Origin of the sequence: Sphingobacterium sp. R2 (assembly GCF_040760075.1) — a bacterium.
Classification (GTDB): domain Bacteria; phylum Bacteroidota; class Bacteroidia; order Sphingobacteriales; family Sphingobacteriaceae; genus Sphingobacterium.
Genome location: NZ_CP142884.1, coordinates 2,936,839 through 2,951,439, shown reverse-complemented (window position 1 = coordinate 2,951,439; position 14,601 = coordinate 2,936,839). Strand labels below are relative to the sequence as shown.

At 44.1% G+C, this 14,601-nt stretch carries 7 protein-coding genes, 2 tRNA genes and 3 rRNA genes; 1 reads left to right on the top strand and 11 read right to left on the bottom strand.

Translation table 11 applies throughout. The features are described 5' to 3' along the window. Nucleotides 1–5: 5 nt before the first annotated feature. From ccoG to VXM68_RS12125, 9 genes are all read right to left on the bottom strand, one after another. On the bottom strand, nucleotides 6–1,394 hold the full coding sequence (gene ccoG / locus VXM68_RS12165; protein ID WP_367208878.1) for a cytochrome c oxidase accessory protein CcoG: 1,389 nt from the start codon (nucleotides 1,392–1,394) through the stop codon (nucleotides 6–8). 15 nt (nucleotides 1,395–1,409) lie between these two features. Beyond that, the gene (locus VXM68_RS12160; RefSeq protein WP_294184759.1) at nucleotides 1,410–2,324 is read right to left on the bottom strand and encodes a cbb3-type cytochrome c oxidase N-terminal domain-containing protein; all 915 of its coding nucleotides are present in this window, start codon (nucleotides 2,322–2,324) and stop codon (nucleotides 1,410–1,412) included. A 3-nt stretch (nucleotides 2,325–2,327) separates the two neighbouring features. Beyond that, the gene (locus tag VXM68_RS12155) at nucleotides 2,328–2,525 is read right to left on the bottom strand and encodes a hypothetical protein (RefSeq protein WP_294184760.1); all 198 of its coding nucleotides are present in this window, start codon (nucleotides 2,523–2,525) and stop codon (nucleotides 2,328–2,330) included. Between the two features lie 4 nt (nucleotides 2,526–2,529). Beyond that, on the bottom strand, nucleotides 2,530–4,671 hold the full coding sequence (ccoN, locus tag VXM68_RS12150) for a cytochrome-c oxidase, cbb3-type subunit I (RefSeq protein WP_293955560.1): 2,142 nt from the start codon (nucleotides 4,669–4,671) through the stop codon (nucleotides 2,530–2,532). Between the two features lie 679 nt (nucleotides 4,672–5,350). After that, nucleotides 5,351–5,462: ribosomal RNA gene (gene rrf, locus VXM68_RS12145) — 5S ribosomal RNA — on the bottom strand. A 127-nt stretch (nucleotides 5,463–5,589) separates the two neighbouring features. After that, nucleotides 5,590–8,471, bottom strand: a 23S ribosomal RNA gene (locus tag VXM68_RS12140). 230 nt (nucleotides 8,472–8,701) lie between these two features. Then, a tRNA-Ala gene (locus VXM68_RS12135) sits at nucleotides 8,702–8,775 on the bottom strand. Nucleotides 8,776–8,786: 11 nt separating this feature from the next. Further along, nucleotides 8,787–8,860 (bottom strand) — tRNA-Ile (locus VXM68_RS12130). 123 nt (nucleotides 8,861–8,983) lie between these two features. Continuing rightward, a 16S ribosomal RNA gene (locus VXM68_RS12125) occupies nucleotides 8,984–10,511 on the bottom strand. The 16S, 23S and 5S rRNA genes sit together here with 2 tRNA genes alongside, the layout of an rRNA operon. A 917-nt stretch (nucleotides 10,512–11,428) precedes the next feature. Between VXM68_RS12125 and VXM68_RS12120 the strand changes: the two genes are divergently transcribed. Beyond that, on the top strand, nucleotides 11,429–12,451 hold the full coding sequence (locus VXM68_RS12120) for a LacI family DNA-binding transcriptional regulator (protein ID WP_293953650.1): 1,023 nt from the start codon (nucleotides 11,429–11,431) through the stop codon (nucleotides 12,449–12,451). A 112-nt stretch (nucleotides 12,452–12,563) separates the two neighbouring features. Here the strand turns inward: VXM68_RS12120 and uxuA are convergent, their stop codons facing one another. Together uxuA and VXM68_RS12110 are read right to left on the bottom strand one after the other, a co-directional pair. Continuing rightward, nucleotides 12,564–13,724 (bottom strand): mannonate dehydratase, encoded by a 1,161-nt coding sequence (gene uxuA / locus VXM68_RS12115; protein ID WP_293953648.1) that lies wholly within the window; start codon nucleotides 13,722–13,724, stop codon nucleotides 12,564–12,566. A 12-nt stretch (nucleotides 13,725–13,736) separates the two neighbouring features. After that, nucleotides 13,737–14,555, bottom strand: coding sequence for an SDR family oxidoreductase (locus VXM68_RS12110; RefSeq protein ID WP_293953646.1), 819 nt, complete (start codon nucleotides 14,553–14,555; stop codon nucleotides 13,737–13,739). Between the last annotated feature and the right edge of the window lie 46 nt (nucleotides 14,556–14,601).

The following is a 14,601-nucleotide window of genomic DNA, read 5'->3' as shown; positions in this document are numbered from 1 at the left end:
TCATTTTAATTCATACCGGGAGGCGCTATAAAAGTAGTTTTTAAACTTTCCACTTTCTTATCACCCGAATAGATCGCTAATTTTACATCACTTTTATAAGTCTCCACGTCTTTATTCGCGATAATGAGAAAAAAACTCATAGTTGCGTGCCCATCTTTATCTAATTTTTGGATAGGGTTAACCAGCTGAATCTTTAAACGAGGATCATCGCAGACCAGCTTGAAAGGCATTTCTTTGCCAGACTTATTGATCAATTCCAAAGAATACAAGTTGCTTATTGTCTTATCGTCACGAAGCTGGTAAGTACTTCCCTTTGCACGGAGTAACCTTCCATCCACCTGAGAACGATTGAACAATAGAAAACAAAAGACAGTCATTAGAGCGACCAGCACGATGGAGTAAGCTATCGTTCTCGTATTGTTTTTTTTCTTGAGCGTACCCTCGATCTCGCCCATTGGATAAAAGCCAATTAACTTTTTAGGCTTTCCGATTTTGTCCATGACAGCATCACAGGCGTCGATACATGCCGTACAACTTACGCATTCCAATTGCAAGCCTTTTCGAATATCGATTCCTGTAGGACATACATGGACACAGAGCTTGCAGTCCACACAATCACCCTGAGGTGTCATGACATCCTTTTGATATTTTCCTCTAGGTTCTCCACGTCTATGATCATAAGCAACGGTAATACTCTGATCATCCAAGAGTACTCCTTGCAATCGTCCGTATGGGCAGATTGCTATACATACAATTTCTCTAACATATGCAAAGACACCATAGAAAACTAATGTAAATATTGTGATTGAGATAAGACCACCAATATGTTGATCCAGCGGATCAGTGATAATCTTTAACAAAGCATCGACACCGATAATGTAAGATAGAAAGATATTGGAGATGAAAAACGATATGATCAAAAAAATGCTATGTTTCAACAATTTCTTAAACTGCTTTTGATCGGTATTCGGACCTGCATCCAATTTTTTTTGCTGTTGCCAATCACCTTCAATCCAATACTCGATCCTTCTAAATATCAATTCCATAAAAATGGTCTGAGGGCAAGTCCACCCACACCATACCCGTCCAAAGACAACAGTAAACAAAACCACACATACCATCACGATCAACATGCCAAATACGAATATGTAAAGATCTTGCGGATAGAAAAGATTTCCTAAGATGGAGAATTTCCGGTCAATAATGTTAAACATTAAAAACGGTTCGCCATTTATTTTGATAAAAGGAGCGACAAATAAGAACAGTAGCAGTGAATATCCAACCCACTGTCTCTTTTTGTAAAGTTGTCCCTGCGGTTTCTTGGCATAAATCCATTGTCTCTTTTTTGACTTAGATCGACCATTATTGGCATTATTCAATACTACTGTACTCATTGTCATTTCGATTTATTAGTCCGCTTTTTTTTCTGTTTCAGCTTGATCTGTTTTACCTTCTTCTGCTGATTTATCTCCACTTGCTGCCTGCCCACCACCATAGTTAACCTCTTCACCTTGCGGAGCTTTTGGATTAGCAGGGTTAGTATCCCTTAATGTGACAATATAACTCGCCACCTGGGCAATTTGAGCAGGGCTCAAAGTTTGTTCCCAAGGCACCATTCCTTTATCAGGAACGCCATATTTAATGGTTTTGAAGATATCTTTTATTTCACCACCATGTAACCAAAACTTATCGGTCAAGTTCGGTCCGATACCACCTTCACCGCTTCCACCGTGGCATGCCACGCAGTTTGCCGTAAAGATAGCTTTCCCATCGGCGGCCAATTCCGGCTGAAACTCCACGCTACTTTCATCTACGTTACTCGCTGAAGCTGTCAGATAAGCCTGACGTTCTTTCTCAGCAATGACCATTTCATGTTCATATTCCTGATCTTGGTTCATTCCTATACCAGAAACCTGATAAACGAATAAGTAAACAAGACCAAAAAAGATTGTTCCGTAAAAGAGGAAATTAAACCATATTGGAATCGGATTATCTAATTCGCGAATACCGTCATACTCATGGTCTATGACAATATCTTTCTCTTCTGAAATCGGTCTGATCCCCATGATCTTGTTCCATGACCTTTTCATCCAACCCTTGTTTGCTGCCTTCTTGAGTTTTTCCTCGTTGGCCAATTCAGGCATGGTAATCTTAATAATGGATTTCATCGCACGATTGACCATCAATGCCGAAGCGAGGAGAGCCAGCATCACAACGATCAATACGATAATTAAGATATCTGTGTATAAATTATCTGTACCAAATCCTATCGTAGATTGAACAACTTCTGCGGTAGCCGGTGCAGTATCCAATAATAAACTCATATATTATAGACTTTCAGGTGAATGATTCAGTTCCTTTTCTGTTTCGTCTTCTTCCAAAGGCAATTCCTTCATGTAAGTAACATAGTCTCTTTTCATGCGGAACAACATAATTGCTACTGAGATGAAGAAAATCAAGAAGATCCAAAGTGATGCGATTAAATAAAGCTCACTGCCGTTTAGATTTGTTATTTGCTTAAACATCGCTTTATTGATTTGCGTTAATAGTATTATCAGCTACCTTCGGCGCTGCTTTTATATCTGTTCCAAGTCGCTGCAAGTATGCAATTACGGCTACAATCTCACGATCAGCTAGCACATTCACTTGATTTTGTTTCAGATCATCAGCAATTTTTTGCGCTTGCTTAGTAAGATCCTGTTCAGCATGTTCAATTTCAGCATCGGTATATGGAATACCCAATTTGCGCAATGCTTTCATTTTATCCTGCAGAATAGAATTGTCCAATTTCTGATCGATCAGCCATGGATAAGTTGGCATGATACTTCCAGGAGAAGTAATTGTTGGATCCATCAAGTGGTCAAAGTGCCATTTGTTCGGATATTTCCCTCCGATCCGGTGCAGATCCGGTCCAGTCCGCTTCGAGCCCCATAAAAACGGTGTATCGTACACAAACTCACCAGCTTTACTGTATTCACCATATCGCGCTGTTTCTGACCTAAACGGACGGATCGTCTGTGTATGACAATTCACGCAGCCTTCTCTAACATACAGATCCCGTCCTTGCAATTCCAATGCTGTGTAAGGTTTCACACTAGCAATTGTGGGAACGTTCTTAGAAATTGTAAACGTCGGTACCATCTCGACCATACCTCCGATAAGGATGGCAATTAGCGCTAACACCATAAATAAAATTGGCTTGCGTTCAAGGCGACGGTGTTGAGACTGTTCGTTTACCTGAACCGGCAATAATGCAGGGGCTTCCGCTGGTTCATTGGCCAGAAGCTTTCCGCCTTTCATCGTTTTGATCAAGTTGAACGTCATCAAGAACACACCAGACAGATAAAGAGCCCCACCTAACGCACGCATCATGTGCATCGGCAGAATTTCTAATGTCGTCGCAAGGAAGTTCGGATATTTCAAAACGCCCTCTGGTGTGAATTCTTTCCACATCAAACCTTGCACTACAGCTGCCCAATACATTGGGATTGCATAGAACAAAATACCCAGTGTACCAATCCAGAAGTGAGTTGATGCCAGTTTTTTAGAGTAGAGTTCTGTTTTATAAATACGAGGGATCAACCAGTACAAAATTCCGAATGTCATAAATCCGTTCCATCCCAATGCCCCCACGTGTACGTGTGCTACAATCCAATCGGTAAAGTGAGCAATTGCATTAACTTGTTTCAAGGATAACATAGGCCCCTCGAAAGTTGCCATCCCATAACAGGTAAGTGCCACGACCATGAATTTTAACATAGGCTCTGTACGTACCTTATCCCAGGCACCACGTAAGGTCAACAAGCCATTGATCATACCGCCCCAACTCGGAGCAATCAACATAATGGAGAATACAACCCCTAAAGACTGTACCCAACCCGGTAGCGCCGTATAGAGCAAATGGTGAGGACCTGCCCAGATATAAATAAAGATTAAAGACCAAAAGTGAAGAATACTTAACTTGTAAGAGTAAACTGGACGGTTGGCCATCTTAGGAAGGAAATAATACATCATTCCCAAATAAGGAGTTGTCAAGAAAAAAGCAACTGCATTGTGACCATACCACCATTGTACCAGCGCATCCTGTACACCTTTGTACACATAGTAACTTTTCCAGCCCGCTACAGGCAATTGAATGGAGTTGACAATGTGCAAAACAGCGACCGTAACAAATGTGGCGATATAAAACCAAACTGCGACATACATATGACGTTCGCGTCGTTTGATAATAGTGCCGAACATATTGATACCAAATACAACCCAAATAAGGGTGATAGCGATATCAATAGGCCATTCCATTTCGGCATACTCATGGCTTGAAGTAAGACCGAGTGGGAGTGTGATAGCCGAGGCAACAATAATTAATTGCCAACCCCAAAAATGGAGCTTACTCAAAGCATCACTGAACATTCTTGCTTTAAGCACCCGCTGTAAGGAGTAATAAACTCCCATAAAAATACCATTCCCTACGAAAGCAAAAATCACCGCATTGGTATGTACAGGACGTACACGGCCAAATGTTGTAAATTGCAATCCAAAGTTCATCTGAGGCCAAACAAGCTGAGTCGCCACAAGCAATCCTATGGTCATACCAACTATCCCCCAAATAATGGTAGCGATTCCGAAATTTCTGACAATCTTATTGTCGTAATTAAATTGCTCTAACTGCATTACTTAAATTGTTGATTCTGCTTCAAAAGTAAGCAGCATTTTATGACAATCTAATGATGCACAATGCGTACAAAAGTGATGTGCATCACTTTTAGCTCAATCTCGGTTTTCCCTTTGTAAACACAATTTGCTACTGAATATAAATAAGTTATCAGAAATAAAATTTGGTGAATCGGCGTTCCTATAATTAATTGTGAAGTCAAAAGTGATCTCCATCACTTTTCTCAGTATCTTTCAATATAAGTTGACCTATTATTACAATCGAAAAGGTTGTCGTTACCTTACGACAATCCTCTGCCTTAGTTATGAAATAGCCGCTATCGATACAATTGCTCATTTGGCCTGAGATTGATCAAGATACTTCGATGAAGATGCATTATGCAACTGAGGTCGTTGCCAGTCGCGGAACAGCTACGGATAGACCAGCCTCAACATCTTTTAGCGGCAGCAGACAAATCGAAGTAAAAAAGCAATTATGAAATGTAAACGATTGTCCAATAGTAATGTTGCAGGATAGCGGCGGTTTCGGAGCAGCTGCCGATGGACCGGGCTCTCCGACGGTCCTGTGCTGCGATAACCGATAGGCGAAGGATAGGCAATAGCCTCTACATGGAAATACGGAATATGTATTAAAACGAAAGAAGCCCTTGACTGTTTCCAGCAAGGGCTTCCGTGTAAAAAAAGGCACCGACCTACTCTCCCACCTGTTACGGCAATACCATCGGCTCTGGCGGGCTTGACTGCTCTGTTCGGAATGGGAAGAGGTAGACACCGCCGATATAGGCACCTAAAAATCTTTATTGGCTGCTATGGTATGATCAGTTATGAGCATATCCATGCCAATTGACATATATACTGAAAGAGTCACGTTTCTGTACGTTTCAAAAATTAAAGAGGAAGACAACAGTGTCTGTCTGCTTGAGAAAGCTTCGGGCTATTAGTACCACTTGGCTTTGGTCTCTCAACCTTTACACCTATGGCCTATCAACGTAGTCATCTCCTACGACCCTATAAGGAAGTCTCATCTCGTGGCTAGTTTCGCACTTAGATGCTTTCAGCGCTTATCTATTCCAGACGTAGCTACCCTGCCGTACACCTGGCGGCATAACAGGTTCACCAGAGGTCTGTCCAACCCGGTCCTCTCGTACTAAGGTCAGATCCACTCAAACTTCCAACGCCCACAACAGATAGGGACCGAACTGTCTCGCGACGTTCTGAACCCAGCTCGCGTGCCACTTTAATGGGCGAACAGCCCAACCCTTGGGACCTTCTCCAGCCCCAGGATGTGACGAGCCGACATCGAGGTGCCAAACCTCCCCGTCGATATGAGCTCTTGGGGGAGATCAGCCTGTTATCCCCAGCGTACCTTTTATCCTTTGAGCGATGGCCCTTCCATACAGAACCACCGGATCACTATGTCCGTCTTTCGACCCTGTTCGACTTGTCGGTCTCACAGTCAAGCAAGCTTATGCCATTGCACTCCGCGTACGGTTACCAAGCGTACTGAGCTTACCTTTGAAAGCCTCCGTTACCTTTTTGGAGGCGACCACCCCAGTCAAACTACCCACCAAACAATGTCCTCGGCATTGCCGAGTTAGAAACCGGATACAGAAAGGGCGGTATTTCAAGGTTGATTCCATGACTCCTGGCGAAGCCACTTCAACATCTCCCGCCTATCCTACACATCCTGTACCCAATCTCAATGTTAAGCTATAGTGAAGGTGCATGGGGTCTTTCCGTCCCGTTGCGGGTAATCGGCGTCTTCACCGATACCACAATTTCACCGAGCTCATGGCTGAGACAGCGCCCAGATCGTTACACCATTCGTGCAGGTCGGAACTTACCCGACAAGGAATTTCGCTACCTTAGGACCGTTATAGTTACGGCCGCCGTTTACTGGGGCTTCGATTCAATGCTTCTCTTGCGATGACATCCCCTCTTAACCTTCCAGCACCGGGCAGGTGTCAGGCCTTATACTTCATCTTGCGATTTTGCAAAGCCATATGTTTTTGTTAAACAGTCGCCTGGGCCTTTTCACTGCGGCTGCTCTTTCGAGACAGCGCCCCTTCTCCCGAAGTTACAGGGCCATTTTGCCGAGTTCCTTAGCCATGACTCACTCGAGCACCTTAGGATTCTCTCCTCGACCACCTGTGTCGGTTTGCGGTACGGGTCTTCATAACCTGAAGCTTAGCGGGTTTTCTTGGAAGTCTGTTTACCTGCTCTATCAGCGCCACCGGAGCTTTGCTGTACTATTGGGTTTCAGCTAGAGTTGCGGATTTGCCTACAACCCCAATACCTACGCCTTTCAACGAACTATTCCGTCAGTTCGCGGCAGTGTCACTACTCCGTCACCACATCGCAGTTATGAAGAGTACTGGAATATTAACCAGTTGTCCATCGGCTTGCCCCTTTCGGGTGCGCCTTAGGTCCCGACTGACCCTGATCCGATTAACGTTGATCAGGAAACCTTGGTCTTTCGGTGGGCGGGTTTCTCACCCGCCTTATCGTTACTTATGCCTACATTTGCTTTTCCATAACCTCCACACAGCATTACCACTGTGCTTCTCCGGCGATGGAATGCTCCCCTACCAGATGTACATCTTTCAGTGCAAATCCATAGCTTCGGTACCGTTCTTGATGCCCGTTTATTATCCACGCCCGGCCGCTCGACTAGTGAGCTGTTACGCACTCTTTAAATGAATGGCTGCTTCCAAGCCAACATCCTAGCTGTCTGGGCAACCGGACCTCGTTAGTTCAACTTAGAACGAATTTGGGGACCTTAGCTGATGGTCTGGGTTCTTTCCCTCTCGGCCTTGGACCTTAGCACCCAAAGCCTCACTGCCGGCTATATTTGATAGCATTCGGAGTTCGTCTGGATTTGGTAGGATTTGACTCCCCCGCACCCAATCGGTAGCTCTACCTCTATCAAACTCTACGCCGACGCTGTTCCTAAAAACATTTCGGGGAGTACGAGCTATTTCCCAGTTTGATTGGCCTTTCACCCCTACCCTCAGGTCATCCGGAAACTTTTCAACGTTTATCGGTTCGGTCCTCCATTACATGTTACTGCAACTTCAACCTGCCCAAGGGTAGATCACAAGGTTTCGCGTCTACCTCATCTGACTATGCGCCCTATTAAGACTCGCTTTCGCTTCGGCTGCGTCCCTGAAGGACTTAACCTTGCCAGACAAGAGTAACTCGTAGGCTCATTATGCAAAAGGCACGCTGTCACAGAACTCGTCTGCTCCAACCGCTTGTAAGCACACGGTTTCAGGTTCTTTTCACTCCCCTGTTCGGGGTTCTTTTCACCTTTCCCTCACGGTACTGGTTCACTATCGGTCTCTCAGGAGTATTTAGCCTTACCAGATGGTGCTGGTGGATTCCCACAGGATTTCTCCGGTCCCGCGGTACTCAGGATACCACTATGTCAACATTCTTTACCTGTACGGGGCTCTCACCCTTGTCGCGCAGTTTCCCACCTGCTTCCAGTTCATAGCATTGTACAATCTCGTGGTCCTACAACCCCGTCTATGCCGTAACATAAACGGTTTGGGCTCTTTCCCGTTCGCTCGCCACTACTTGGGAAATCATTGTTATTTTCTTCTCCTACGCCTACTTAGATGTTTCAGTTCAGCGCGTTCGCGTTTTATACGGCTATTCTTCAAATAGCCAGGTTGCCCCATTCGGAAATCTACGGATCACGTCGCATTTGCCAATCCCCGCAGCTTATCGCAGCTTATCACGTCCTTCTTCGCCTCTGAGAGCCTAGGCATCCCCCGTGTGCCCTTATTTACTTTCTTCACCGGCATAGCCTTTTGCCACTATGCGGCTGCTTTTGATATATATACACCTATGCTACGTAAAGATTCGTTCGGCCTTGACCGAGGGTCTCCTCTCTACATCAGACACATACACGTATTGTCTCTATACTGTTGTCTTCTCTTGTAATTTTTTTTCTCTTTCAATATGTCAAAGAACTCTTTTTCCGGCTTTTTTTATGGAGCATCTGTCGATGTTCCTCCCGGAGATGTGGAGAATAACGGATTCGAACCGTTGACCCCCTGCGTGCAAGGCAGGTGCTCTAGCCAGCTGAGCTAATTCCCCTTTAATTTTCGTAGTCCCGAGCAGATTTGAACTGCTGACCCCTACATTATCAGTGTAGTGCTCTAACCAACTGAGCTACGGGACTAGCTATTTCCTGTTCATCTATCTCTCTCGGTCCTGCTCCCTTAGGGGCGGGCACTTTCTTCTGATGTTTTTCTTCTTTTGCAATCATATGTAACGTGACGAGTACCGATCCGCGATACTCTAGAAAGGAGGTATTCCAGCCGCACCTTCCGGTACGGCTACCTTGTTACGACTTAGCCCCAATTATCGGTTTTACCCTAACACGCTCCTTGCGGTAACATGCTTTAGGTACCCCCAACTTTCATGGCTTGACGGGCGGTGTGTACAAGGCCCGGGAACGTATTCACCGCGTCATTGCTGATACGCGATTACTAGCGAATCCAACTTCATGGGGTCGAGTTGCAGACCCCAATCCGAACTGTGAATGGCTTTTAGAGATTAGCATCATATTGCTATGTAGCTGCCCGCTGTACCATCCATTGTAGCACGTGTGTAGCCCCGGACGTAAGGGCCATGATGACTTGACGTCGTCCCCACCTTCCTCTCTGCTTGCGCAGGCAGTCTGTTTAGAGTCCCCACCACTACATGCTGGCAACTAAACATAGGGGTTGCGCTCGTTGCGGGACTTAACCCAACACCTCACGGCACGAGCTGACGACAGCCATGCAGCACCTAGTTTCGTGTCCCGAAGGACGGATGCGTCTCTGCATCCTTCACTAACTTTCAAGCCCGGGTAAGGTTCCTCGCGTATCATCGAATTAAACCACATGCTCCTCCGCTTGTGCGGGCCCCCGTCAATTCCTTTGAGTTTCACCCTTGCGGGCGTACTCCCCAGGTGGATAACTTAACGCTTTCGCTGGGACGCTGGCTGTCTATCGCCAACATCGAGTTATCATCGTTTAGGGCGTGGACTACCAGGGTATCTAATCCTGTTCGATCCCCACGCTTTCGTGCATCAGCGTCAATACCAGCTTAGTGAGCTGCCTTCGCAATCGGAGTTCTAAGACATATCTATGCATTTCACCGCTACTTGTCTTATTCCGCCCACTTCAAATGGATTCAAGCCCGTCAGTATCAAAGGCACTGCGATGGTTGAGCCACCGTATTTCACCCCTGACTTAACAGGCCGCCTACGCACCCTTTAAACCCAATAAATCCGGATAACGCTCGGATCCTCCGTATTACCGCGGCTGCTGGCACGGAGTTAGCCGATCCTTATTCTTCCAGTACATTCAGCTAGATACACGTATCTAGGTTTATTCCTGGACAAAAGCAGTTTACAACCCATAGGGCAGTCATCCTGCACGCGGCATGGCTGGTTCAGGCTTCCGCCCATTGACCAATATTCCTTACTGCTGCCTCCCGTAGGAGTCTGGTCCGTGTCTCAGTACCAGTGTGGGGGATTCTCCTCTCAGAGCCCCTAGACATCGTCGCCTTGGTAAGCCGTTACCCTACCAACTAGCTAATGTCACGCGAGCCCATCTCTATCCTATAAATATTTAATAATTTCTCGATGCCGGGAAATTATATTATGCGGTCTTAATCTCTCTTTCGAGAGGCTATCCCCCTGATAGAGGTAGGTTGCTCACGCGTTACGCACCCGTGCGCCACTCTCACCAGTGGTAGCAAGCTACCACCGGATCCCGTCCGACTTGCATGTATTAGGCCTGCCGCTAGCGTTCATCCTGAGCCAGGATCAAACTCTCCATTGTAAAATGAAGTTTTTGATTCCAACTATTTATAATAATCAGAATTCTTTTTTTATATCTCTGATCTTGGATCGAATTGAACGAATTACTTGAATTTGTTCATGACTTTCGTTTGTCTACTCGTCACGCTTACATGATTGTGTTTTCTTAAAGAACTTTGTCGCTTCAACTTCCGTATCTGCTATATTCCGATGGGCATTGCGCCCCTCTTTATCTTTTTTGTTTCCCCTCCGTTTCCGTTGGGACTGCAAAGGTAGAAATCTTTTTTTTGAACTTCCAAAAAATTTTTGAAGTTTTTTTTTCTTTTCGCTTTTTTCGATTTCCGCGTTTAAAATAAACCGGGCGGGATTTTAGATCCTGCCAGACTTCTCTTAAACCCTTCCTTTTTCAGGGTTCCTTCTCTCGAGGTAACCGTTCCTCCCTTGCGGAGTGGTGCAAAGATAGGAAGTTTGGGAACAAATTTCCAAGCCTTTTGTTCTTATTTATTTCATTTTGGACATAACTCGCTGGAAGGATGGGAGATTATTTTTTGGGAAGCAGTCTCCCGGAGCGGAATTTAAGGGGCACATGGCCGGTATCTTGCCCAGATTGCATGCAGCAGGCAGCGCCGTGCTAAATGGCCTGCCGAATGCGTAATATAGGACGGCCGATCGAAGGCATCAAAGAAGCTAGCATGTTATAGCTTAGTTTAGGGTTTACTTAGGGTTTAGTTAGGGTTTGTTTAGGTTTAGTATAGGTTGAACCCATACTAAACCTAACTTAACTAAGCTATAGGTAAACAAATTCTAGACTAAGTGGCAAGAAGGCAGTAACTATGTGTTTCGTAACATGCCTGCTACAGATTAACAATGCAAGCATATAAAAATGCTTATATATATATTTTTATGTAGATTTATCTTTTTAAAATAACCAACAAAGCGATGAGCAGAACTACCCTGAAAGATATAGCATTAGCACTCAATATTTCTGTCTCTACGGTTTCAAAAGCACTATCAGACAGTTATGAGATAAGTGAGGCCACTAAAAAGATCGTTCAGGAATACGCCAAAAAGCATAACTTCCAACCAAATAAGTTAGCAAGGAGTTTAAAAATAGGGAAGTCAAACACCATAGGAGTTATCGTTTCCAATATCAGCAATACATTCGTTTCTCAAATTCTGGACGGAATCCAAATAGCCTCTCAGCAAACGGTGTATGATGTTATTTTCATGCAAAGCCGGGAAGATGAACGTATAGAGAAAAATTGTATTGACGTCTTACGTATGCGTGGAATTGATGGCTTAATGATAGCTCCGGTATCCTCCGATTCAAATATAGAAGAACTAAAAGCACTGATAAAATCTCAGATACCAGTTGTTATCTTTGATCGTATCAACCACCAGCTTGATACCTTCAAAGTAGGTGTCAATAATTTTCAAGGCGCCTACAATGCCACGAAGCATCTGACCGAGCGGGGTAAAAAAAGTATATTGCATATTACGGGAAAGAATTTGGGTGTGGCAACCGAACGGCTAAATGGCTTTAAATCTGCTTTATCAGACGCGGGAATTCCTTTTGACAATAAGCACTATATTGAATGTAGTTTAAATCATACCAAAGATATAGACCAAACAATTAGAAAAGTTTTGCTTAAAGAATATATTGAAAACGAAAATATCGATGCTATTTTCGGTGCTACAGATGTTATTACAACCCGGACGCTGGGTATTTTGGCCGATCTTCAGATTCAAGTTCCTGCTGAGGTGGCTGTAATTGGCTTCTCAAATACACAAATTGCAGCATCTTTAAATCCGGCACTATCCACAGTTGTACAGCCGGCAATAGAAATCGGGGAACTAGCGACAAACAAATTAATCGCTACCATTAACCAAACGAGACCAATACATGAATTTGAAACGATTGAACTCCCCACACAGCTTATTATTCGCAAATCTTCCCTATAATCTTTGCCATTATCTTTTTTGTATACGTAGCAAAAAAAAGTCGGAAAATAAGAGGTAAACGCTCCTATTTTCCGACTGTCATTTCATCTGATCTTTATGTGAGTTATTGGCCTCATTCACCAATAATACCATATTCTAAACCCCGCAATTCAGCTAGCCCTCTCAGTCTTCCTATCGCAGAGTATCCTGGATTTGTCACCTTATTTAGGTCATCCAGCATCTGATGACCATGATCTGGCCTGAATGGAATAGCTATCGACCTCACTTGGTTTTCAGCAACCAATATCTTCATAATTTTATACATATTGACATCACCATCCAAATGGTCTGCTTCATAAAAACTCCCGATCGCATCCTTCTTCACATTACGTAAGTGAACGAAGTTTACACGCCCTTTAATTTTTTCTAGGATAGCGGGCAAATCGTTCGTCTGACTGGCACCCAACGATCCTGTGCAAAAACAAACACCATTAAATTGCTGCGGAACTGCATGCAGAAAGTAGTCAAAATCTTCGCCGCTACTGGCAATGCGGGGTAAACCTAAAATAGGATATGGTGGATCATCCGGATGGATAGTCATACATATACCGTTTTCCTCACAAGTTGATGCAATCCCCTGAAGGAAATAAATTAAATTACTGCGTAGGCCGTCTTTTCCAATATGTTTATAGGTATTAAGGCTGGCTTTTAATGCGTCCAATTCCACACTTTTTTCTCCGGGGATTCCCATTAAAACAACATTTGCCAATTCCTGCTTTTGTTGTTCAGAAATTTCATCATAACGTAAAGTCGCCTGTTTGACAACAGCTTCTGGATATGCTGACCTAGCTTCATCACGTTTTAATATAAATATATCAAAGAGAGCCAGATCAATCCAGTCAAAATATAAGGCTTTTGAACCATCGGCCATGGTTAAATCCAATTGAGTACGTGTCCAATCCAGCACGGGCATAAAGTTATAGCAAATCGTCTTGATACCGCATTTCGCCAGATTAACTAACGTCGTGTTATATTTTTGAAGATACTCATCCACCTTCGCCCCTTTTGTCTTAATCTCCTCATGTACCGTCACACTTTCCACCACAGACCAAGTAAGGCCAGCTTCTTCAATAATGCGTTTCCTTTCTTGAATATCCGCAAGTGGCCATACCTCACCGTGTGGAATGTGATGTAGGGCTGTCACAATACCAGTTGCTCCAGCCTGTTTGATATCCTGTAAAGATACGGGGTCATTTGGTCCATACCAACGCCATGTTTGTTCTAGTTTTCTCATCTTAAAACGTAATTATACACCGCACCATGCATTAAAACCGCCATCTACAAAAACGGTTTCGCCTGTCACAAAAGCTGATGCATCGCTCAATAAATAGATTAAAGTCCCTTTTAGCTCACGCGGGTCACCCAAGCGATTGTAGGGTGTTGCATTAAGGATACGTTTAGTACGATCGCTATGCGTACCGTCTGGATTGATCAATAAGTTTTTGTTTTGCTTGGTTAAGAATACTCCGGGCGCAATTGCATTGACACGAACCTGATCACCATAACGCTGCGCAAGTTCTGTTGCCATCCACTTTGTATAGCCATCGATTCCATGTTTTGCTACGGTATAGCCCAAAACACGGGTGAATGGACGACTAGCAGTTAGAGAAGATATATTAATAATGACACCCTTTCCGCTTTCTGCAATCACCCGGCCAATAATATGTGTAGGAATCATCGTACCATACAGGTTAAGCTCAATTGCTTTAATGGTATCCTGAATATTGCTGGAAAACAGGTCTTGATCAGCACCGATTGTTGCACCTGGAATATTACCTCCAACCGCGTTAACTAAAGCATCTATTCTCCCCCATTTTTGCAAAATTTCATCTTTCGCCCTGTTGACATCCTGCTCGTTCATGATGTCGACTTCCACAAATATAGCTTCACCCCCTAGAGACTCTACTTGCTGAACACGCTCTACACCGATCTGTCCATTACGTCCCAGGATTGCCACCTTGGCCTCTGCCTCGGCTAATGCCTCCACAAATGCCTCACCTAAAATTCCTGTACCGCCCGTAATTACAACTACCTTATCTTTTAATGAAAATGGATTATTATGCATAATTTTTTAATTCAAATTGGTATTTATCTCCAATTTTATTGATAAT